At 61.3% G+C, this 22,716-nt stretch carries 21 protein-coding genes; 11 read left to right on the forward strand and 10 right to left on the reverse strand.

The genetic code is table 11. The annotated features are described in order from the left end of the window. Window positions 1-75: 75 nt before the first annotated feature. The 11 genes from soxX to GTF44_RS12075 all read left to right on the forward strand — a co-directional run bounded on the left by soxX (window position 76) and on the right by GTF44_RS12075 (window position 10,160). Complete coding sequence (soxX, locus tag GTF44_RS12025) at window positions 76-549, forward strand: sulfur oxidation c-type cytochrome SoxX (protein ID WP_171558824.1); 474 nt, start codon at window positions 76-78, stop codon at window positions 547-549. Between the two features lie 28 nt (window positions 550-577). Continuing rightward, window positions 578-1,000, forward strand: coding sequence for a thiosulfate oxidation carrier protein SoxY (gene soxY / locus GTF44_RS12030; RefSeq protein WP_171558823.1), 423 nt, complete (start codon window positions 578-580; stop codon window positions 998-1,000). A 22-nt stretch (window positions 1,001-1,022) separates the two neighbouring features. Then, on the forward strand, window positions 1,023-1,352 hold the full coding sequence (gene soxZ / locus GTF44_RS12035) for a thiosulfate oxidation carrier complex protein SoxZ (protein ID WP_145208004.1): 330 nt from the start codon (window positions 1,023-1,025) through the stop codon (window positions 1,350-1,352). Between the two features lie 59 nt (window positions 1,353-1,411). Continuing rightward, complete coding sequence (soxA, locus tag GTF44_RS12040) at window positions 1,412-2,251, forward strand: sulfur oxidation c-type cytochrome SoxA (protein ID WP_171559834.1); 840 nt, start codon at window positions 1,412-1,414, stop codon at window positions 2,249-2,251. Window positions 2,252-2,336: 85 nt separating this feature from the next. Next, window positions 2,337-4,031 (forward strand): thiosulfohydrolase SoxB, encoded by a 1,695-nt coding sequence (soxB, locus tag GTF44_RS12045; protein WP_171558821.1) that lies wholly within the window; start codon window positions 2,337-2,339, stop codon window positions 4,029-4,031. A gap of 48 nt (window positions 4,032-4,079) precedes the next feature. Continuing rightward, on the forward strand, window positions 4,080-5,354 hold the full coding sequence (gene soxC, locus GTF44_RS12050) for a sulfite dehydrogenase (protein ID WP_171559833.1): 1,275 nt from the start codon (window positions 4,080-4,082) through the stop codon (window positions 5,352-5,354). A gap of 3 nt (window positions 5,355-5,357) precedes the next feature. Then, window positions 5,358-6,407, forward strand: a complete 1,050-nt coding sequence (locus tag GTF44_RS12055) for a c-type cytochrome (RefSeq protein ID WP_253261197.1) — start codon at window positions 5,358-5,360, stop codon at window positions 6,405-6,407. A 4-nt stretch (window positions 6,408-6,411) separates the two neighbouring features. Continuing rightward, the gene (locus GTF44_RS12060; RefSeq protein ID WP_171558820.1) at window positions 6,412-7,095 is read left to right on the forward strand and encodes a c-type cytochrome; all 684 of its coding nucleotides are present in this window, start codon (window positions 6,412-6,414) and stop codon (window positions 7,093-7,095) included. Between the two features lie 76 nt (window positions 7,096-7,171). Then, window positions 7,172-8,437, forward strand: a complete 1,266-nt coding sequence (locus GTF44_RS12065) for an NAD(P)/FAD-dependent oxidoreductase (protein ID WP_171558818.1) — start codon at window positions 7,172-7,174, stop codon at window positions 8,435-8,437. Window positions 8,438-8,498: 61 nt separating this feature from the next. Continuing rightward, window positions 8,499-8,933, forward strand: coding sequence for a DUF302 domain-containing protein (locus tag GTF44_RS12070; protein ID WP_145207996.1), 435 nt, complete (start codon window positions 8,499-8,501; stop codon window positions 8,931-8,933). A 165-nt stretch (window positions 8,934-9,098) separates the two neighbouring features. Then, window positions 9,099-10,160, forward strand: a complete 1,062-nt coding sequence (locus GTF44_RS12075; RefSeq protein WP_171558817.1) for a YeeE/YedE family protein — start codon at window positions 9,099-9,101, stop codon at window positions 10,158-10,160. A gap of 41 nt (window positions 10,161-10,201) precedes the next feature. On the opposite strand, the gene GTF44_RS12080 is transcribed toward GTF44_RS12075, so the two are convergent. The 10 genes from GTF44_RS12080 to GTF44_RS12125 form a co-directional block, all read right to left on the reverse strand. After that, entirely contained in the window at window positions 10,202-11,233 is a 1,032-nt protein-coding gene (locus GTF44_RS12080; protein WP_171558815.1) for an oligopeptide/dipeptide ABC transporter ATP-binding protein, read from the reverse strand. Next, complete coding sequence (locus GTF44_RS12085) at window positions 11,230-12,198, reverse strand: oligopeptide/dipeptide ABC transporter ATP-binding protein (protein ID WP_171558813.1); 969 nt, start codon at window positions 12,196-12,198, stop codon at window positions 11,230-11,232. Before GTF44_RS12085 ends, GTF44_RS12080 begins: the two co-directional genes overlap by 4 nt. Before the next feature lie 3 nt (window positions 12,199-12,201). After that, on the reverse strand, window positions 12,202-13,119 hold the full coding sequence (locus GTF44_RS12090; protein WP_171558812.1) for an ABC transporter permease subunit: 918 nt from the start codon (window positions 13,117-13,119) through the stop codon (window positions 12,202-12,204). Between the two features lie 4 nt (window positions 13,120-13,123). Further along, window positions 13,124-14,047 (reverse strand): oligopeptide ABC transporter permease OppB, encoded by a 924-nt coding sequence (oppB, locus tag GTF44_RS12095; RefSeq protein ID WP_145207987.1) that lies wholly within the window; start codon window positions 14,045-14,047, stop codon window positions 13,124-13,126. Window positions 14,048-14,097: 50 nt separating this feature from the next. Beyond that, window positions 14,098-15,723 carry a peptide ABC transporter substrate-binding protein gene (locus GTF44_RS12100; RefSeq protein WP_171558810.1) on the reverse strand — a complete coding sequence of 542 codons (1,626 nt, stop codon included), beginning with the start codon at window positions 15,721-15,723 and terminating at the stop codon, window positions 14,098-14,100. 453 nt (window positions 15,724-16,176) lie between these two features. Then, a complete protein-coding gene (locus tag GTF44_RS12105) occupies window positions 16,177-17,859 on the reverse strand; it encodes a M14 family metallopeptidase (RefSeq protein WP_171558808.1) in 1,683 nt (560 codons plus the stop codon). A gap of 25 nt (window positions 17,860-17,884) precedes the next feature. Then, window positions 17,885-19,237 (reverse strand): M20/M25/M40 family metallo-hydrolase, encoded by a 1,353-nt coding sequence (locus tag GTF44_RS12110; RefSeq protein ID WP_171558806.1) that lies wholly within the window; start codon window positions 19,235-19,237, stop codon window positions 17,885-17,887. Continuing rightward, window positions 19,237-19,983 carry an SDR family NAD(P)-dependent oxidoreductase gene (locus GTF44_RS12115; RefSeq protein ID WP_253261196.1) on the reverse strand — a complete coding sequence of 249 codons (747 nt, stop codon included), beginning with the start codon at window positions 19,981-19,983 and terminating at the stop codon, window positions 19,237-19,239. Before GTF44_RS12115 ends, GTF44_RS12110 begins: the two co-directional genes overlap by 1 nt. After that, on the reverse strand, window positions 19,950-21,032 hold the full coding sequence (locus GTF44_RS12120; protein WP_171558805.1) for a Gfo/Idh/MocA family protein: 1,083 nt from the start codon (window positions 21,030-21,032) through the stop codon (window positions 19,950-19,952). The genes GTF44_RS12115 and GTF44_RS12120 overlap by 34 nt, the downstream gene beginning before the upstream one ends. Window positions 21,033-21,091: 59 nt before the next feature. Further along, complete coding sequence (locus tag GTF44_RS12125; protein WP_171558803.1) at window positions 21,092-22,630, reverse strand: ABC transporter substrate-binding protein; 1,539 nt, start codon at window positions 22,628-22,630, stop codon at window positions 21,092-21,094. Window positions 22,631-22,716 lie beyond the last annotated feature (86 nt).

Raw genomic sequence — 22,716 nt, forward strand, 5'->3', positions numbered from 1 at the left:
TGTTGCAAGAAGGGGGTCGGTCTGGCTACGGTATACCATAGACGACCGACTCGTCTAAGGGAGGAAATCAAAGTGATGCGCCATTCGCTGTTGGCGGCCGCTCTAATTATGGCCGCAACAACCCTAAACGCCGATGTGATCGCGCCATCGGACGTCATAACAAACGAATACGGAGATATCGCGGCATCGCTCACTAGTCAGCCCGGTGACCCCGAGCGCGGCGTCGAAGTGATGACCGATCGCGGCTTGGGCAATTGCATTGCTTGCCACCAGATCACCGCTCTGGAAGAGTTTCCGTTCCACGGAGAGGTCGGACCCTCGCTCGACGGGGCGGGCGATCGATGGGATGTCGCAGCGCTGCGCGGGATCATCGTCGACGCCAAGAACGCCTTCCCGGGCAGTATGATGCCGTCTTTCTATCGAACCGATGGCTTCATTCGGCCCGGCAACGGCTATACCGGCCGCGCCGCCGAGGGGCCGGTGGACCCAATCCTCACAGCGCAAGATGTCGAAGACATCGTGGCATATCTACAATTGCTCACCGAGTGACCGGCGGGCAGGAAAAGGAGATCAGAGCATGACATTCACTCGTAGGCAGTTCGTCGGCACAACGCTGACCGCCGCCCTCGCCCTTGCGACCCTTCCCGGTCTGGCTCAGGCCGATGCGGTCGATGACGCCATCAGCGCCTTCACCGGCGGAGCCGAGATGGGCTCCGATGGGATCACGTTGATCGCGCCCGAGATCGCCGAGAACGGCAACACGGTGCCAATTGAAGTCGACGCCCCCGGCGCCGAGTCGATCATCGTCTTCGCCCCCGGCAATCCGAACCCGGATGTGGCCACGTTCAATTTCGGCCCGCTCTCAGGCTCCTCCGCGGCCTCGACCCGGATTCGCCTGGCTGGTGAGCAAGATGTGATCGCCGTCGCCCGTATGCGGGACGGCACCTATCAAATGGCGCGCCAGAATGTGCGCGTGACAATTGGCGGTTGCGGCGGCTGAGCCGGGCGAGGAGAGACTAAAAATGGCAGAAAACGTAACACCCCGGGTTCGGGTTCCTCGCGAAGCTTCCGCTGGCGAGACGATCTCGATCCGGACCTTGATCAGCCACCCGATGGAGACAGGCCAACGCCGCGATGGAGATGGTAACCTGATCCCGCGCTCGATCATCAACCGCTTCGTTTGCAGCTTTAACGGCGAGACGGTGCTGGATGTCACGATCGAGCCCTCGGTATCGACCAACCCGTATTTCCAATTCGAAGCTGTGGTCCCCGAAAGCGGCACCTTCACCTTCACTTGGTATGACGACGACGGGTCGGTCTACGAGGAAACCGCTGATATCGCCGTCAACTGACGCGCGGCCATCGAGGGAGGATGGACATGGCCAAGATCAACACAAAAAAACTTGGGCTTATGGGCGGGGTCGCGGTGGCAGCCCTGGGGTTTGCAAGCTTGTCGCTCGCCGATATCGGCGACGATGAAAGCCTTGTCGTCAACGGCGAAATCGAAATGGTGATCGAAACCGAGGCGCCGGAGCATCTCGATGGCGCGTTGCGGACGATCTATTCGGGGTGGGTATTCCGCACCGATGAGACCCAGGCCATGCAGGCCGATGATTTTGACAATCCCGGTATGATCTTCGTCGATCAAGCCCGCGACACCTTCAACACGGCCATGGGGACAGAGGGCAATAGCTGTGCCTCTTGTCACGAAAACCCAGAGTCGCTGCGCGGTGTGCGCGCGACGTATCCGCAGTGGGATGAAGAGCATGGCGGTGTGCAGACGGTCGAAATGCAGGTCAATGAATGCTTGACCGAACGCATGGGTGCCGAACCCTACGGCTATGACAGTGGCCCGATGCGCAACATGACCGCCCTGATCGCGTCGGTCAGTCGGGGGATGGAGATCAACGTCGCCATCGACGGCCCGGCTGCCGAAACCTGGGAACAGGGGCGCGAGATCTACTATACCCGCTACGGCATTCTGGAGCTGAGCTGCGCGAACTGCCACGAGCAAAACTATGGCAACAACATTCGTGCGGACCATCTGAGCCAGGGCCAGATCAATGGTTTTCCAACCTACCGTCTGCGCAACGCGCGTCTGAACTCGGTGCATGGCCGGTTCCGCGGCTGCATCCGCGACACCCGCGCCGAGACCTTCGCGCCCGGCAGCCCGGAGTTCATCGCGCTGGAGCTGTATGTGGCGACACGCGGCAATGGTCTGACGGTCGAAGGTCCGTCGGTCCGCAACTAGTTCTCTCCCTGCCCATCCCGGCTTCGGCTGGGGTGGGTTCGTTCAATCACATTCACAAAACAGAATGTAAAGCGAGGCCCGTTTCATGATCTCCCGCCGACACTTTGTCCAGGCCGCCCTGGCCACAACCGCACTTTATGGGGCTTCGGGCTTTGGCAATTGGTCACGGCTCTCGGCGCAACAGGCGCTCAGCCAAGAGGACCTGATTGGCTCCTCCAATTTCGGCAATGTGACCTTGATCCACATCACCGATATCCACGCCCAGACGCAGCCGATCTATTTCCGCGAGCCGGAGTTCAACCTTGGTGTCGGCGACGCCTTTGGCCAACCGCCGCATCTGGTCGGTGCCGAGTTCCGCCGCGCCTATGGGATCGAGCAAGGCTCGGCCATGGATTACGCGCTGACCTATGATGATTTCGCTTCGATGGCGCAGGCTTATGGCCGGATGGGCGGGCTGGATCGGATCGCCACCGTGGTCAAAGCGATCAGGGCGGAGCGGCCCGATGCTTTGCTGCTGGATGGCGGCGACACTTGGCAGGGCTCCCTGCCCGCGCTGCGGACAGATGGCGCCGATATGGTACACCTGTTCAACGCGCTTGGCGTTGAGGCGATGACCTCACATTGGGAATTCACGCTCGGCTCCGACCGGGTGCGCGAGATTGTCGAGGGGCCGCTCAACCCTGCCTTTTTGGGGGCCAATATCTTCGATGTGGAATGGGACGAGCCGGTCTTTGACGACTACAAAATCTTTGAACGGAATGGCACGTCTATCGCGGTGATCGGTCAGGCCTTCCCTTATATGCCCATCGCCAACCCATCCTGGATGTTCCCGGAATACTCCTTCGGCCTGCGTCGCGAACGCATCGCTGAGGTGGTGGATGAGGTGCGCGCCGCCGGTGCCGAGGTGGTCGTTCTGCTCTCCCATAACGGCTTCGACGTGGATCGCCAGTTCGCCCGCGATATCCCCGGGATCGATGTGATCCTGACCGGGCATACCCATGATGCCCTGCCCGAAGCGGTCCAGGTCGGCAACACGTTCCTGATCGCCAGCGGTAGCCACGGCAAATTTGTGACCCGGCTGGACCTGGACGTGCGCGATGGCCGGATGATGGGCCTCGAGACACGGCTGATCCCGATCTTCTCCGATGTGATCGCGCCAGACCCAGAGATGGCCGCCTTGGTCGCCGAAACCCGCGCGCCGTTTGAGGACGAGATGGCGGAGGTGATTGGCACCTCGGGGTCGCTTCTGTTCCGCCGTGGCAATTTCAACGGCACCTGGGACGATGTGATCTGCAATGCGCTGATCTCGCAGCGCGACGCCGAGATTGCGCTCAGCCCCGGGTTCCGGTGGGGCGCGGCCATCCTGCCCGGCCAAGAGATCACCCGCGAGGACATCTACAACGTCACCGCCATGTCCTACCCCAACGCCTATCGCACCGAGATGAGCGGCGAGCGGCTGAAGACGATTTTCGAGGATGTGGCCGAGAACATCTTCAACCCCGACCCCTATTACCAGCAAGGCGGCGACATGGTGCGGATCGGCGGCATGGGCTACCGGATCGACCCGCGCGGCGAAAGCGGCAACCGCATTTCCGAGATGACCGTCCTGGCCACGGGCGAGCCGGTGGACCCGAGCCGCAATTACGTCGTCGCCGGATGGGCCAGCGTCAACGAAGGCACAGAAGGGCCGCCGATCTGGGATGTGTTGGAAGACCATATCCGGGCCGAAGGCACCGTGAATATCGAACCGAATAACAGCGTGGATGTGGTGTCGGGCTAGGGCCTGACGCGCATGACACGGATGACCGAACAGACGAAAGGACCAGGCATGGCCAATGATCCGAACTTCTCTTCCTCCCGCAGGAAATTTCTCGGCGGGGCGGCCGTGGCTGGCGGCGTACTGGCCAGTGGCAAACTGGTGCATGCACAGGCCGCAAGCCCGGACCCGTTGATCACCGAGTTGCAGCCTTGGCAGCAATATCTGGGCCCCGGTGTGGATGCCGCGCCTTACGGTATGCCCTCCCCCTTTGAGGCGCATGTGGTGCGCCGCAATGTGCCCTGGTTGACGGCGGATGCGGTGAGTTCGGTCAACTTCACGCCGCTGCATGAGCTCGAAGGCATCATCACCCCCAACGGCCTCTGTTTTGAGCGCCACCATGGCGGCGTGGCCGAGATTGACCCTGGCATGCACCGCCTGATGATCAACGGGCTGGTGGACAATCCGCTGGTCTTCACGATGGAAGACCTCCTGCGGTTCCCGCGCGAAAACCGGACCTATTTCCTGGAATGCGCCGCCAATACCGGCATGGAATGGCGCGGTGCGCAGCTCAATGGCTGCCAGTTCACCCATGGCATGATCCACAATGTGGTCTATACTGGCGTGCCGCTGCGGCTGCTCCTCGAAGAGGCCGGCCTGCGCACAAACGCGGCTTGGGTCCTTACCGAAGGTGCCGATGCCGCCGCGATGACCCGCTCGGTTCCGCTGGAAAAGGCGATGGATGATTGCCTGGTCGCCTTCGCGATGAACGGGGAGCGGCTGCGCCCGGAACAAGGCTATCCGATCCGCCTCGTCGTGCCTGGTTGGGAAGGCAATATGTGGGTCAAATGGCTCCGCCGGATCGAGGTGGGCGATGAGCCCTGGCATCACCGGGAAGAAACATCGAAATACACCGACCTTCTGGAAGACGGCCAGGCGCGCCGTTTCACCTGGGAGATGGACGCCAAGTCGGTCATCACGAACCCCTCCCCGCAAGCCCCGATCACCCATGGCCCTGGGCCGACCGTGATCACCGGCGTTGCCTGGTCTGGCCGCGGCACGATCCCACGGGTCGACGTGTCGCTGGATGGCGGCGCGAATTGGGTGCAGGCACGGATGTCGGGGCCAAGCCTCGATAAGTCGATGCACCGCTTCTATTACGAATTCGATTGGGACGGGCGGCCGCTTCTGTTGCAAAGCCGGGCGCATGACTCCACTGGATATGTGCAGCCGACGAAGGATCAGCTCCGCGAGATCCGAGGCGAGAACTCGATCTATCACAACAACAGTATCCAAACCTGGGCCATCGACGAAACGGGCCAAGCCGAAAATGTGGAGGTTGGCTAAGCCATGAAGAAGATTTTGCTTTCGGCCTCTGCCCTGGTGATGGGGTTCTCCTTGGTCGCTCTGGCGCAGGAAAACCCGGCCCCATCGCGCGATGGCGGCTATGGCCTCGGGCGCACGGCGCTTCCCGAAGAGATCGCGGCCTGGGATATCGACATTCGCCCGGATGGCGCGGGCCTGCCCGTGGGCGAAGGCGATGTTTGGACCGGTGAAGAGGCCTATGTCGACTATTGCTCGGCCTGCCATGGTGACTTTGGCGAAGCCGTGGGCCGTTGGCCGGTTCTGTCGGGGGGCTTCGGTAGCCTGGATGGCGAGGACCCGGTGAAAACCATGGGCTCCTATTGGCCTTATCTTTCAACGGCTTGGGACTACATCCACCGCGCGATGCCCTATGGCGCGGCGCAATCGCTGGAGGATGACGAGGTTTATGCGATCCTCGCCTATCTGCTCTATCTCAACGAGGTCGTGGAGGATGATTTTGTCCTCTCCAACGAGAACTTCGCCGAGATCGCGCTGCGCAATGAGGATGGATTTTTCCTCGACAACCGGGCCGAGGTGGAATTGCCGCTCTTCAGCCAAGAGCCCTGCATGACCGATTGCAGCGATCCGGTGGAAATCACCATGCGCGCCGCAGTTTTGGACGTGACGCCGGAGACCGAAGGTGAGGAGGTCGTCGCGGAAGAGGCCGCGGTCGTCGAAGAAGAGGCGATGCCCGAAGCCGCTGGCCCCGACCCTGAATTGGTCGCGGCGGGTGAGGCCGTCTACCGCCGCTGCTCCACCTGTCATCAGATCGGCGAAGGCGCGGTTAATCGCACCGGCCCGCTGCTAAACGGTATCTATATGGCCACCGCAGGCACGCGCGAGGGGTTCCGCTATTCCCCGGCAATGAGCGGGGCGGGCGAAGACGGGCTGATCTGGGATGATGAAACCCTCGCCGCTTATTTGACCGATCCGCGCGGGTTCCTGCGTGGCAACCGGATGGCCTTCCAAGGCCTGCGCTCGGAGGAGGAGATCGCCGCAGTGATCGCCTATATCCGCGCCAACGGAGGCGAATAGCACCATGTTGGCCCGCGCGTTCCTCTCTGGCGCATTCGCCGTTGCTGTCTTGGCCCTGCCAGGGCAGGCGGCGGATCGGACCGAGGGGGAGGTGCTGTTTCGGCCTTGCGGGGCGTGTCACATGATTGGTGAGGGGGCCGTTCACCGCGTCGGCCCGCATCTGAACGGCCTTTTTGGGCGGCCTATCGGCGGCGCTGAGGGGTATGACTACTCCGACGATCTGATTGCGGCACGCGACCGTGGCGTGATCTGGTCCGAAGAACTGCTGGACCGGTTTCTCGCCGGTCCCCGCGATACGTTTCGCCAAACCAGCATGGTGTTTCGCGGCATCCGATCACCGGAAGATCGCGCCGCTCTGATCGGCTATCTGCGCGCCGAAAGTGGCACATCGGAGTCTCAGAATGGTGCCGAACCCGCCGCCATCGACCCTGAGATCGCCGCGATTTTGGAGATCACGGGCGATGTCGCTTATGGCGCCTATCTGTCATCGGAATGTACGGCTTGCCACCGCGCAACGGGTGGCGAAGACATCCCGTCGATCGCCGGTATGGCGCCCTCGGTCTTCATTGCCGGGATCGTCGCCTACCGCAATGGCACCCGCGAGCATCAAGTCATGAACACATTGTCGGCGCGCCTTGGCGATGAGGAGATCGCCGCGCTCGCCGCCTATTTCGAAACCACAGAGTGAGGGGGATTTCGCGGACCGACCGGTGTCCAATTTAACCGGAACGAAACGGCCCTTCGGGGCAAAGGGGAGGAAGACAATGACATTCAACAGACGCATATTCCTGGGCTCGGCTGCCGCCGTCACGGCGTCGCTTGCCACACCGATGGTGATCAGCGCGCAAGGCCGTCCACGCGTGGTCGTGGTTGGCGGCGGCGCAGGCGGGGCCACCGCCGCGCGCTACATCGCGAATGATAGCCAGGGCGCCATCGACGTCACACTGATCGAACCGACGCGGGCCTATTACAGTTGCTTCTTCTCAAATCTCTATCTGGGCGGCTTCCGAGACTATGACAGTCTTGGCCATTCCTACGGCAATCTGGCCGCCACCTATGGTGTGAACGTGGTTCATGACTGGGCCGTCGCGGTGGATCGCGATGCCAAGACCGTGCGTTTGGCCGGCGGCGGCGCGGTGCCCTATGACCGCTTGGTGCTCAGCCCCGGGATCGACTTCGTTGAAGATAGCGTGCCCGGCTGGTCGCTCGCGACGCAGAACGCCATGCCGCACGCCTATAAGGCTGGCAGCCAGACGCAGCTTTTGCGCGCCCAGGTGGAAGCGATGCCCGAAGGCGGCACCTATGCCATGGTCGCGCCGCCCAACCCGTTCCGCTGCCCGCCCGGGCCGTATGAGCGGATTTCGATGGTGGCGCATATGCTCAAACAAACCAATCCAACGGCCAAAATCCTGATCGCCGACCCGAAAGAGGGCTTCTCCAAACAGGGGTTGTTCGAAGACGGATGGGAACGCCACTATCCCGGTATGATCACCCGGATCGGGCCGGATTTTGGTGGCGACGTGGTGGAAGTCGACGCCGAGGCCATGACCTTGTCGATCGATGGCGCGGTTGAGAATGTGGATGTCTGCAACGTCATCCCGGCACAACGCGCGGGCAGCATCGCCTTTGCCGCCGACATCACCGAGGGCAACTGGGCACCCGTTTCGGCCTATGATCTGTCCAGCCGGGCGGACCCCGAGATCCATGTGCTCGGAGATAGTGCGGCCCAAGGCGCGATGCCGAAATCGGGCTTCTCGGCCAACAGCCAGGCCAAGGTCTGTGCCAATGCCATCGTGGCGGCGCTAAGTGATGGCCGGGCCTTCCCGCCGCGCTTCTCCAACACCTGTTGGTCGCTGATCGACACCGATGACGGCATCAAGGTCGGCGCGACCTATGAGGCATCGGACGAGGGCATTGTCTCCACCGGCGGCTTTGTCAGCCAGGTCGGCGAAACCGCAGAGGTGCGCGCGGAGACCTATCGCGAAAGCCTGGATTGGTATGCCGCGATCACGTCCGACATGTTTGGATAACCCAAAGCGGGCGGTCGGGTTGAACTTCGACCGCCCAAGTCCCTGAACCGGAGGAGATCTTATGAAGAAAGCACTCGCATTTATGGCGGCCCTACTGATCACGGGCCAGATGGCTGCGGCGGATCAGGCGATCACCTTCGACTATGATGGCAGTTTCGACGATGCGACCTTCGCCGTCGAAAACGCGATCGTGAACCGCGGCTTGGTGATCGATTACACCAGCCATGTTGGTGACATGCTGAACCGCACGGCGGCCGATGTCGGTTCGGATGTGGTGATCTTCGAACAGGCCGACATCTTCGTATTTTGTTCGGCGGCCGTATCGCGCCGGGTGATGGAGGCTGACCCGATGAACCTTGCCCACTGTCCCTATGGCATCTTCGTGGCCGAGATGGATGGAGAGGTCATGATCGGTCACCGGGCCTATCCTGACGGTCCGATGCAAGAGGTCGAAGCCTTGCTGGATGCGATCATCCTCGAAGCGCTCAACGAATAGGAGGCCGACCGCCCCCCGGTGGTGCCGTTTCCCTTCACCGTTTTGGCAGGGCAGCGACCGAAACATGTCCCCTACCCCGACCAGGCGTCGGTATTGACCTTGGTCAACGTGGCGCATGCGCCAACCGGCTAAGCTCCGGCACACTGACGGGACGGAGGCGTGATCATGCTTGAAGATCTGCTCATCACATTGGGAGAGCCGCGCATGCTGGCGCTCGCCGGCGCCGCGACGGGCGTGATCTTTGGTTGGGCCGCGCAACGATCCCGGTTCTGCTTGCGGGCCGCCACGGTTGAGGTCGCGGGCGGCCGCTTCGGTCCGCGCATGGCGATCTGGTTGATTGTGTTCTTCACCGCGCTGACGCTGACGCAAGCCGGTGTCGGTTCGGGCGTGTTCGATGTCTCCAGCACGCGGCAACTTGCCGGAACGGGATCGCTGTCGGGCGCCATGATCGGCGGGCTGCTGTTCGGGGCAGGCATGATCTTCGCGCGCGGCTGCGCCAGTCGCCTGCTCGTTCTGTCGGCAACCGGTAATCTGCGGGCGCTGGTCACCGGCCTAGTGGTGACATTGGTGGCCCAGGCCTCTTATCGCGGTGTGTTGGCGCCAGCGCGAGAGAACATCGCCGGTCTCTGGACCATCGATGGCGGCACCGCGCGGCATTTGCTGGCCCCGTTTGGCATTGGCCCGACGCTGACGGCTCTCATAACCGGTCTCGCCCTTCTGGGGGCTTTCGTTTTGGCCCGGCGCCGCGCTTTGTCCGCTGGCATGATCCTCGCAGGTGTCTTTGTGGGCGGGGCGGTGGCCATGGGCTGGGGCCTGACAGCCTCCATAGCAGCCACGTCCTTTGAAATCGTGCCGGTCTCAAGTGTCACCTTTACCGGCCCCTCGACCGACACATTGATGGCCTTGGTCGCCGAGCGCAATCTGCCGCTCTCCTTCGGATTGGGCCTGGTGCCCGGTGTGTTCGCAGGATCGTTCGCCGCCTCGGTTCTGAACCGGGAGTTTTCGATCGAACGGTTCGGCCCCGACGCGCCGATGGAGCGCTACCTCTTCGGAGCCGTCATGATGGGGTTCGGGGCGATGCTGGCCGGGGGTTGCGCCGTGGGCGCGGGCGTATCGGGCGGCGCGGTCTTGTCGATCACCGCACTCATCGCGGTGTTTTTCATGTGGGTCGGCGCGGTTTTGACGATCTGGCTGACCCGCAGAACAACGGACGCCTCCCTCGCTTAGGAAAGCGGGCAAACGTCCCTGCCCGCCCATGCCAAAGCTTTTCACATCGGTGTGTTTTCGAGGTCTTGCTGTGCCGCCGGATCCCCCGCCTCGGCATGATACGGGCAGGCAACGATGTGGTTATCCCCGATATCCGCAACCGTCGGTATCTCTGCCGCGCAGGCAGGCCGCGCAATCGGGCAGCGGGTGCGGAACACGCAGCCAGAGGGCGGCGCGAGCGGTGATGGCAGTTCACCCTCCAAAACCGGGCGATGACGTGCCCGTTCGGCCTTGGGCGACGGGATCGGGACAGACGCGATCAGCGCCTTGGTATAGGGATGGCACGGATTTGCGATCAGATCCGCCGCGCTCGCGGCCTCGACGATCCGGCCCAGATACATCACCGCGATGCGGTGCGAGATATGACGCACAACGCTCAAGTCATGGGCAATGAACAGAAGCGAGAGGTCCATTTCCCGCTGCAAATCCTGCAACAAGTTCACCACCTGCGCCTGCACCGAGACATCAAGCGCACTGACCGGCTCGTCACAGACCACCAACTCCGGCTCGGTGATCAGCGCCCGGGCGATCCCGATCCGCTGGCACTGACCGCCGGAGAACTCATGCGGGTAGCGGTTGATCAGCGCGGGCAAGAGGCCGACGCGCTCCATCATCGCGCCGACCTTGTCGCGCACCTCAGTCTTGGACAGATCGGGGTAATGGGTGACCAAGGGTTCAGCGACCACCTGGCCGACGGTCATGCGCGGGTTCAAGGCGGCCAGCGGGTCTTGAAACACCATCTGCACATGACGCCCATGGGCGCGTCGCTTGGCCGGACTCATCGCCATGATGTCTTCACCACGCCATAGAACTTGCCCCGCGCTGACCGGCACAGTGCCGACAATCGCGCGGGCCAGCGTGGATTTGCCCGACCCGCTTTCACCCACCAGGCCAAGGGTCTTGCCCGGCTCAAGCGTAATGGACGCTTCCTTCACCGCTTGCAGTTTGGCCGGAGGCGTCCAAGGCCAGGCACCATGTCGCATCACATTGAAGGTGACACTGACATCATTGACGGCGAGAAGCGGCTCACTCATGCGATATCCTCCCGTGCCGCGTGACAGGCGCGGAACCGGCCATCGCCGAACCCTTCGAGGGGCGGCATTGACAACGCGCAGGGTTCATGGCGCGCCGGGCAGCGCGGGCTAAACGGGCATCCGGGCGGCAGGGCCGTCAGATCGGGCGGATCGCCCGGGATGGTTTGCAGCGAGGCTTGCGGGATATCAAGGCGCGGCACCGCGTTCAAAAGGCCAAGTGTGTAGGGATGCGACGGTGCTTCAAACACATCATCGGTCGTCCCAATCTCCATCACCTGCCCGCCATACATCACCAGCGTTTCGGCACAGGCCCCTGCGACAATTGCCAGATCATGGGTGATCAGGATCAGCGCCGTGCCGAAATCGCGTTGAATGTCGGCCATCAGCTCCATGATCTGGTTCTGAACCGTCACATCAAGCGCGGTGGTCGGCTCGTCAGCGATCAGCAGTTTCGGACGGCAAAGCAGCGCCATGGCTGCCATGATCCGCTGCCGCATGCCGCCGGAGAATTCATGCGGATACATCCGAAGCCGCGAGCGGGCATCGGGGATGCGCACCGCGTCCAGCATCTTGGCGCTTTCATCCAACGCCGTGCGCTTCGACGTGCCCTTGTGCAGCATCAGCACCTCGGCCATCTGGTCGCCGACCCGCATATAGGGGTTGAGAGAGGTCATCGGGTCCTGAAAGATCATCGCGATCTCATTGGCGCGGATCTTGTTTATCTTCGCTTCGGGCAAGTTGAGGATTTCTTGGTCCTGAAACCGTACCGAACCTTTGGCATGACCGTTCTTGGCCAACAGCCCGAGGATGGCGAAGGCAAGCTGCGTCTTCCCGGAGCCGCTTTCGCCGACAATCGCCAAGCTATCCCCAGCATTCAGCGACAGGTTCATCCCATTGACCGCATGGACCTTTCCATCCGGCGTATCGAAGCTGACACTCAGATCGGTGACATCTAACAAAGCCATGAATTACCGATCCTTCGGGTCGAGCGCATCACGCAGGCCATCGCCCACGAAGAAGAAGCCAAATAGTGTGACGACGAAAAAGAAAAGCGGTGCCAACAGCATCCAGAGCGTGCCATTGTTCATCTCAGCCGCACCATCATTGATCAGCGCGCCCCAACTGGTCAGCGGCTCTTGCACGCCCAGGCCCAGGAAGCTGATGAAGCTTTCATAGATGATCATCGAGGGGACAAGCAGCGTTGCGTAAACGATCACGACGCCAAGCAGATTTGGGATGATGTGGCGCAGGATGATCCGAAACGGCGCGACGCCTGTGGCCACGGCGGCTTCGACGAATTCCTTGCCGCGCAGGGTGAGCGTCTGACCCCGTGCGATCCGCGCCATGTCGAGCCAACTGATCAGCCCGATCCCGATGAAAAGCATCAGCATGGAGCGGCCAAACACCACCAACAGCAGGATCAAAACAAACATATACGGGATCGACATCAGCACATCGACGATCCGCATCATGATGTTGTCGAGCCGCCCGCCATAATAGCCCGCGATCGCGCCATAAAGCGTGCCGACGATAACAGAGATCAGCGCACCGACAATCCCGACCATGAGCGAGACTTGCGTGCCTTGCACCGTCCGGGCGAAGAGATCCCGGCCAAGCGCGTCTGTCCCGAACCAATGGCCGGTTTCGAGCGAGGGCCGCCCGGCCTCGGCCACATTGCCCAGCACATTCCAATCGATATCCTCATAATTCCAAGGCGCGATGAACGGGCCGATCAGGGCGAAGGCCGTCACGAGCACCAGAACGACGAGCCCGGCCACAGCCGCGCGGTTGCGGAAGAAACGGGCACGCGCATCGGCCCAAAGAGACCGGCCCTTGATGGGGGCAGCAGCCGCCAGATCATCCGCGATGGCTTTGGTCGCGAGCATGGGCTTAATACCGGATTTTCGGGTCGATCCAGGCATAGAGGATATCGACCAACAGGTTGAAGAAGATGGTGAGCGCGCCAAGCAGAACGGTGATGCCCATCATCACGCCGTAGTCGCGGTTGAGCGCGGAGGCGACGAAGAACTGCCCGATCCCGCCGGTGGAAAAGTAGATATCGATCACCACAGAGCCGGTGATCATGCCCACAAAGGCGGGGCCGAGATAAGAGATCACCGGCAAAAGCGCGGGTTTCAGCGCATGGCGGAAGATCACGCGGCGCATCGGCAGGCCCTTGGCTCGGGCGGTGCGGATGAAGTTCGAGGTGAGCACCTCCAACATCGAGGCGCGCGAGATGCGGGCGATCGAGGCCATGAAACTGGTCGACAGCGCGATCACCGGCAGGATGATGAACTGCCACTGCCCGCCTTGCCAGCCGCCGCCAGGCAACCAACCCAGCCAGAGCGTGAAAACCAGCACCAAGATCGGGGCCAGAACGAAATTCGGCAAAACCTGCGCGCCGATCGAAACGCCGACGGCAAGATAGTCGAGCCAGGTGTTGTGACGCACGGCTGCAAGAATCCCAAGCGTACCCCCGACCAGCACCGCAACAACAAAGCTCCAGAACCCATAGGTCAGCGTCACAGGGAAGCCTTGGCCGATCAGGTCATTCACATCCTGATCGCGATAGATGAAGGAAGGCCCGAAATCGAACTGGGTCACGATTCCAACGACATAGCGCCAGATCTGCACGAAAAACGGCTGATCCAGCCCGTATTGCGCCTCAAGATTGGCCAGCACCGCTGGCGGCACACCGCGCTCGCTGGCAAACGGGCTGCCGGGGGCGGTGTACATCAACACGAATGTACCAATGATCAGGATCAGCAGGACCGGGATCGCGACCAGGAGACGTTTTATTATGAAAGCAATCATCGGAGCGATGTAGCACAGGGGCGGGTGAAGTCACCCGCCCCGACGCAAGGTCACTCTGCAGCGACGCGATAAATGTCACGGACGTACCAGTTGTTTTCCGTGTTTTGCATCGCCCAGTTCCGGATCGACGGGTCCAAAACGAAGTTCTGCGTGTAGTGGTAGATCGGCAGGATCGCCATATCCTCCGCCAAGATCTGCTCGACCTGCGTGTAGATCGGCTGCGGATCGGCCAGCGCAACGCTCTCCGCCATCAACCGGTCGACCTCGTCATTGGCATATTTGCCGTCATTGTTGGCGTTGTTCGACGTCAGAAGGTCAAGGAAGGTCGACGCCTCATTATAATCGCCACACCAAGCCGACCGCGCCACGTCAAAGTTCTGATTGCCGCGGATTTCGAGATAGGACTGCCACTCGAAATTGTTGAGCACGGTGGTCACACCCAAAGGTCGCCACATCTGGCTGACCACAGTCGCGATTTGGCGGTGGTTCTCGGACGTGTTGTAGATCAGGTTCAGCTCAATCGGGTTGTCAGGGCCATATCCCGCCTCTTCCATCAACTCCATCGCGCGCGCCATGCGCTCTTCCTGGGTCCAGGTCGCATAGTCGATCTCAGGCAGCTCGAAGCCCGCCGTCGCCCAATGGGTGAAGCTAAAGGCTGGGGCTTGGCCCGCTTGCAGCACCTGATCGGTGATCACATTGCGGTTGATCGCATAGCTGAGAGCGGTGCGCACACGGGGGTCCTGCAACGCCTCATGGCCGCTCTCGGACTGGTTCACCGTGTAGTAATAGGAGCAGAGCCGCGGCACCGAATGGGCCACATCCGGCATATCGGCTTCAAGCCGCGGATAGCTGCCCGCGGGCAGGTCATCCATCATGTCAAACTCACCGGCCTGGAATCGGGTCAGGGCTTGGTTGGCATCATTAATCACAAGGCCGGTGACCTCGGTGATGATCACATCTTCGGCACCCCAGTATTCCGTGTTCGGGACCAGGCGGAAGAACTCATTGACCGCGATCTCGTCCAGCACATAGGCGCCGTTGGAGACGATGTTTTCGGGCCGGGTCCAATCGGCACCATGGGCCTCAACAGTCGCCTGATGGGTCGGCATGAAGGTGTAATGGACGGTCATCTGTGGGAAATACGGCAGCGGCTGGCTCAGCGTCACCTCAAGTGTGCGATCGTCAATGGCGCGCACGCCCAGCTCTTCTGGGCCGACCTCGCCCGCTATCGCGGCAGCGGCATTACGAATCTGGCTCAGCTCTACATACCAGGCGTATTCCGAGGCTGTCGCCGGGTCGGCCGCGCGTTGCCAAGCAAAGACGAAATCCTGCGCCGTAACCGGCTCGCCATTTGACCAGCGCGCATCCTCACGGAGTGTGAAGACCCAGGTCTGGTTGTCTTCCGAGGACCATTCTTCGGCCACGCCCGGGCGCAGGGTGCCATCGGCATTCTGGGTCAAAAGACCCTCGAAGATCTGCCGGGCCACATGGCCGCCAGCGGTCTCTTCAATCAACTGCGGATCGATGGAGGGAAACTGATCCAGCAGACGGTACTGGAACGTCTGATCTTCGGCCAGCGGCTCGCCAGTTACGGGATGGGTGTTTTGGGCTGCTGCCGGTACGCTGATCGCGCAAGCCAGGATTGTGGATGTAAATAGAGCGCTTAATCTGGTCATGTTTATCTCCCATGTGTTGGCGAAGGGCGCGATCTGGGCAGTCCAGAAATTTCTGTCGCGGCCCGATTTCAAAGCATCGCTGAAACCGTTGCATCATACACTATCATAGTTTGCAATCACTTGGGCATCGGCGGAAAACCTCCGACGGGCGCCGCCGGAGGGGACGCTGAGCTTTGGTGGAGGAGCGATTGCCTGGGGTCGACTCAGATCATCGCACCGTCTTGCGAGCCGAGAGGCCAAGGCTGTGGGGAGAGGCATAACCCACTGAACCATTTCGCCAACGGGACGGAAAAACAGAGAAAACCGACGCTAAAACAGGTACCTGACCGCTGCGACCCTGAGCGTCCAGCCGTCTCAGCGCGGCTCGGTGCTCGGATAAGTATGACGGACTCAGAGGAGCGTCAGGACGCCGGTGCACCCTAGATGGCCGTGGAGCGCACCGGCGTCCGGGGGCTAGACCTCTCCGAGCCCTGTGCTGCGACGATGAGTACCGCCCTTTTCGGACCGGGCCGTGACAGTGATCGACCCTTCTGGCTCATGCGATTTCACCAGCCACTCGACCTTTTTCGTCACTGGCGACCATTGCTGGCCCCAATTGGAGTAAGCATAGCGGCGTTCATTCCGGCCCGCGAGATTGCCAAGTTTCACATCGCCAGGGTTCATGATCAACTCGGCCCCCTCGCACTCCAATGTCAGCGTCACCGGCTTGGCGACGCCGTTCTGCACGGCGACATCCGACAGGTTTGTCGGCAGATAACCGTGGTTCGACACCACGGCCGTGACCTTGTGCAAGCCCGCGCCAAGGGCCTCGACTTCTAGACTGTCGATCGCAACTCGGGGCGCGGCGGCGGCATGTTTGAGATTGAACATCACGTTCTTATGGCAAATCTCTTCCAGCATATTGCCGGGCGGATTCCGGTAGCTCCAGATATAGACCATGCCGCCGACCTCCACCGGGCCAAGCTGCGGGTGATCAAAGGCTTCCCAGTCGCGGAAACCATGATCGCCCACATTCTCGACGACCCAATTGTGGACCAGCCGTTGCGTGGCTGCATCGCGCGGACCCAAGTTGTAATACCCGTCCTTCGGCACACCCGCCGTGCGCTCCAGATCCCAAAGCTCGGTCGCGAAGGAGATGATCCCCATCTCTTCATAGGTCCAATCGGTCAGTGACCCGTGGCGCGCCTTGGTCTTATCCGGCGTGAAATCCTCATAGACAGAGATCGTCGGGTAGCCGGTGAGCCGTTCCCCGACGTCGCCAAGCGCTTTGTAGAGCGACAGGTCCGGCGCGCTCATCTCGCTATCCATCCGCAACATCGAGGGGCGCAGGATAATCCCGCCATGGGTGTGATAAGCGCACATTCCGGTGATGTTGGGATGGCCCAGGATCACGTCCCGCATCCCAGCCGCCTCGGGCTCGGAGAACGGATAGTCGCCTGCGCCATATTCCTGCGGGGTCCAGTTGGTCGGGAAGTTGCGGTTCATATTCCCGTCTTGCTGCATCTCGATATGGACATGCACGCCGTCGTAATTGCGGATCATGCCCTCCGGGTAGAGACGGTAATATTCGCCGCCCTCCTCGCCCGGTTCGCGCTGCACCATGATATCGGGGTTTTCGGCGTCCTTCTTCCACTCGCCCTTGGTGTCGGGCACCCGCATCTGCACGATGTAGCCGTCGCCATTGATATCCTGTGGGATCAAACCTTCGATCCGGTCTTCACCCGGCAAGAACCGACCATTGCCGCACCAGGGGTGATAAGGCGCGGTCAGCGCGTATTCGGCCCCGTCGGGATTGATGCGCGGAATGATGTAAAAGACCTGCCCGTCCACGAGGCGGGTGACCTCTTCATCGGTGCCGTAATTGGTCAGCAGATACCAACACGCGTAGAGCGCGGTGGCGGATGTGGCATGCTCCTCGGCATGGATCTGGGCGTCGATGTAGAAACCCGGTTTCTCCAATGCCGGACCCGTTTCGGGGTTGGTGATCGTCAGGAACCAGACATCGCGGCCCCGAAAGCTCTTAGCGATGGAGGTCAGCGTGCAGAGATGCGGATATGCCTCGGCAAGCGCGTGCAGATGCGCCGTCATCTGCTGATAGGTGTAGTAGGTGTCAAAGGCGATATCGACTTTCGGCATCGGGTTTTCCTTTTAAGTGAACCGCTTAGCTGCGGCCAAAATGGTCCATGATGGCAGCAGCGTATTTGATGCCTTGGATGTATTTATCGACATGGATGTTTTCGTCGGGCGCATGAAGGTTGCAGCCCGGGTTGGCAAATCCGGTCAGCACGCATGGAATCCAGACATGTTTCAGGATCGCCCCTTCGGCCGAGACGCCATTGACGATCGGCGGTTCGCCATAGACCTCGTTCGCCGCCGCGATGATCGAGACGGAGATGTCTTCACGGGCGGAGATTTTATAGGGGTCTTCGGTGCGCGCCTCGCCCTTGACCTCGATATTGTCAAAGCCCTGCGCCTTGAGATGATCACGCAGTTTCACGATGGCTTTGGCGGGGGAGATATTGGGGATCAGTCGGAAATCCATCCGCACACGCGCCTCTGACGGCACAATCGTTTTGGTGCCCTTGCCGGTGTAGCCGCCGGTAATGCCTTGGATATTGGCGGTCGGCTCATAGGTACGCGCCTTCAATGCGTCGACCCCATCGCGCCCAAGCGCGAAGGCATCCACCCCCATCTCCTCTTTGAGCATGTCAAAGTCGATCCGCGCCGCTTTGTCCTTCAGATAGCCCATATCCTCGTCATTGGGCACATAAATGCCCTCGGCCCAATCCGGGATGAGGATGTTTTTCTCCCGATCCATGATGGTGGCCAGGGCATGCACCAAATCCCAAACCGGGTTCGGCACCAAAGGCGCGTTCAGCGAGTGCACATCCGTCCTCGGGCCGCGCGCGATCAGCTCGACAAACAGCACCGATTTCAGGCCAAGCGAGACATCCGGCACCTCGACCCCAATCTCAAGCGACCCGTCGAGGCAGTGCATCCCATCGGCCTCCAACATCTCAGCGTTTTTCTGCGCCCAGGGCCCAAGATTGGGCGAACCGATCTCCTCCTCCCCCTCGATCAGCAGTTTCAGGCCAACAGGGACTTCGCCGCGCACCGCAAGGAACGCCTTTGCCGCCTTGTTGAAGGCCAAAACCCCGGATTTATTGTCGGTCGCGCCGCGCCCATACAGCACGCCATCCACCACCGCACCGGACCACGGGCCGCCATGGGTCCAGGCCTCGATCGGTTCGGGCGGTTGGACGTCGTAATGGGAATAACAGAGCAGCGTCTTGCGGGATTTCGACGGGATTTCGCCGTAGACAACCGGGGGGCCGTCTTCCAACTCATGAAACTCTGCCGGCAGCCCGTCGCGATGCATCATATCGCGGATCAGCGCGGCACATTCCCGTAGGCCGATATCTTGGGCCGAGATCGAGGGTTGCTGCACAAAGGCCTGTAAATCCTTCACAAATTCATCGGCATGCGCGTCGATATAGTCATAGATATCTTGCATCAGTTGACCTCCGGCTCTGACATGTCCCACGCGTTCAGGCGCTGCCCGCTCAACGCGCGGTCGCGGGTGGTGGCGATCTGCACGAAGGCCGGCGCAAGGCGTGCGGGATCGATCCATTCGGCTTTCAGTTCAGGCGGGTAGTTGCGCTCCGACATCGGGGTATGCATCGCTTTGCCCGGCGTGATGGTGCAGGACAGGATGCCATCGGCCTCCCCCTCCATTGCCAGGCATTTCGAGAACCCCTCCAGCGCGTGTTTCGCCGCGCAATAGGCGGTCTCGTCAACAAAGCCTTTGATGCCGGATTGGGACGACACGAAAATCAACGCGCCGCCGCCTTTGGCTTTCATGCCCGGCCAAACCGCCTGGCTGAGCTGAAACGCCGCTTGGATACCGACATTCATGGTCGCCGTGAAGGTGGAAAGGCTCACCTGTTGCAGCGGTTCCGGTCGCAGGATCGCCGCATTGTGGATCAGCGTATCGACCGGGCCGGGGATCGCCGCGATGGCCCTGGCCGTGGCCTCTGCATCCGCCAGATCGACCGTCAGGGCCAGCGCCCCGCCACCGATCTGATCCTGGACCGCCTGCAACCCCGCCGCATCCACATCCATCAGCACCAGATCGGCGCCATGGTCCGCGAAGACCCGGGCGATGGCGGCGCCAAGCCCCTGCCCCGCCCCGGTGATAAGCACCCGTTGATCCGAGAGCGCGGGCATCACACCGCCCCGGACATGTTGAGATCTTCCCATTTGCGGCTCACCGTTGAGGCGACGACCGCATCCAGGACCATCTGATTGCGCAGCCCATCGACGAAGCTTGCACCCCGTTTCAACCCGCGCTCCTCGATGATGGCTGCGGTTAGCTCCTGCAAAGCCGCCAAAACAGAGACATTCCAGATGCCTTTGTTCAACCCCTCAAGCGTGGCATTGGGGTCTTCCACACTGATATCATTGAAACTTTCACCTGCCTTCGCGAAGTAGAGCTTCTCGTCGCTGTTGGACAAGGTGATCGTGCCTTTTGACCCAAACACTTGCGTTTCATTGCCCATATTCGCCGCCGCAACCCCGCTCATGAAGACCTGGGCCAGCGCGCCCGATTGCATCTCAAGCGTGAAATGCGACAGGTCATCGGACGTCGCCGTCCACGGCTCGCCTGTGTTTTTGCAAAGCCGGTTCGGCACCATGGTCAGGGCCTGCCCGATGACCGAGGCGGGTTCCCCAAGCCACCAGCGCAGCATGTCAACCTGATGCGAGCCATTGGCGCCCAAACGCCCGCCGCCCATCGCCGCGTCCGACCACCAATCGCCCTTGGGGCGCGAGGCCGGATCGGCCCAGGACGCGCCGATATTGGTGATGTTCACATGTCGGATCTCGCCAAGATCGCCACCATGGATCAACGCGGCGATCCGCGCCCGCGTCGGGTTGAAGCGCAGCTCATGGTCGATCATGTGCAGCCGATTGGCATCTCGCGCCGCATCCAGCATCGCGCGCGCCTCGCCTGCATTCATCGCGGTTGGTTTTTCGCACAGAACATGCGCCCCCCGCGCAATCGCGGCCAGGACCATCGGCGCATGCATCACCGTGGGCGTCGCGATGCAGACCAGATCGAGCGCATGCTCGGCCAGCATCTTTTCCCAATCATCATAGACCACCGTGATCCCATGCGGCGCGGCCGCCGCCTTTGCACTTTCCAGACGGCCCGAGGCCAGCGCCACGACCTTGGCCCCCTCAATATGAGCAAATGCGGGCAAATACGCGTCGCGGGCGAAGCTGGCCCCGATGATGCCGACGTTTAACATGATGTCTCCTTTGTGCTGTCGGGCGGATGCGAAGAGGTCACATCCGCCCGGAATTTGGGTCACTCCGCCAGGCGGGCGTTCCATAGATTGACGTGTTCATCCCGCCGGGCCTGCCACTCGATCCGTCGGCTCACGCCGTAGAAATCGGGTTGGAAGTACATGTGCAGCCAGGGCCCGTCGTCGTAGAAGACCTGAAGCATCTCGTTGATCACCTCACGTTCCTCTTCGGGGGTGGTTGCGCTGGCGATATCCACCCACCGGTCGAACCATCGCGGATCAGCCCAGTCGGTGTAGTTCGGCCCGCTTTCCACAGTGGCCAAGGCCGCCATGTCGTAAAGCGGGCTCCAAAGCGCGCCACCTGAGCCCAGAAAGAACAGCGGCCCGGCATCATGCCCGCGGATCAGCGGGACATAGACCGACGACCATTCCAGAAGCTCGACCTCGGTCCTGACACCAACCTCGGTCAGGAAGCTGCCCACGGCGAGGGCGACATTGGCGTCGTTCAGATACCGACCGCGTGGCGCTTGCAGCGTGATGTCGAAGCGCACCCCGTCGTCGCCGCGCGGATAGCCCGCCTCGTCCAGCAAACGTTCAGCGGTCGCCGGGTCATAGGGATATGGCTCAAGGTTCGGGTTGTCGTTCGGCGGGTTCACAAGGCCAGTCGCTCGTTCGCACTCGAAATTCAGCAATTGCGAGCAGATCGCTGGGACATTCACCGCGTATTGCAGCGCACGGCGCACGTCAGCGTTCCGAACAGCCTCCCCGGCGACTCCGTCGAACTGGTCGGACTGGTTGAACCCGATATACATCCGGCGCAGCCCCTGGACGACTTGGACATCCGCCACGCCGCTGGCATTCACCACATCCATCTGATCGGGCGAGACATTTGTGATGATATCCACATTGCCGGTCAGAAGCTCGGCAATGCGGGTCGACGCCTCGGGGATGATGCGGAACTCTATCCGATCGAAATTGCCTTCCCCCTGCCATTTCTCAAGCGTGAGATTGGAGCCGATGTTCCAATCCACCAGCCGGTATTCCCCCGAAGACACCGGCGCGCGCGCGATCTGATCCTCGGTCATCGCCTCATAGCTGTCTTTGCAATGGATGAAGACCTGCGAGCTAAAGCCCAATGCCATGCCGGTGCGGGAGCGGACATTGATCGCAACGGTCAAATCATCCACCACCTCGGCGCCGGCGAATTGCATCGAGGTATAGACAAATCCAGGCGTGTTGCCCGCAAAGGCGTTTTCTGGGTCAGCGGCGCGGTTCCAGGAATAGGCGACATCTTCGGCGGTGAGCGGTTCGCCATCCTCGCAAACGCGGCCCTCGGGCAATGTGAATTCCAACCGCGTCCCGTCCGCGCTGGTGTTCCAGTCGGTCGCGAGACGCGGCAGGATTTCTCCATTATCGCCAATGCTGGTGAGCGCCGTGAAGATATGGCGCGCGATGTTGGAGTTATCCAAGGATCGGATCTCAGCCGGCTCAAAGGTACTGGCATCCGCGCTGAGGCCGACGACAAGGGTATCTTCGGATGGTTGGGCCAAGACGGCAGAGGGTGCGCCAGAAACCAGGGCGGCAGCCAAAAACTTTGTCATACTTTTCACGTCTTACATCCTTCTTTTGATGGAGTAGGCCGTCATTGAAGTCATCTTGGGCCCGGTTTCCCGAGCTTCTCTGGTTC

The sequence above is a fragment of the Roseobacter sp. HKCCD6576-2 genome (assembly GCF_013179285.1).
Lineage (GTDB): Bacteria > Pseudomonadota > Alphaproteobacteria > Rhodobacterales > Rhodobacteraceae > Rhodophyticola > Rhodophyticola oceani.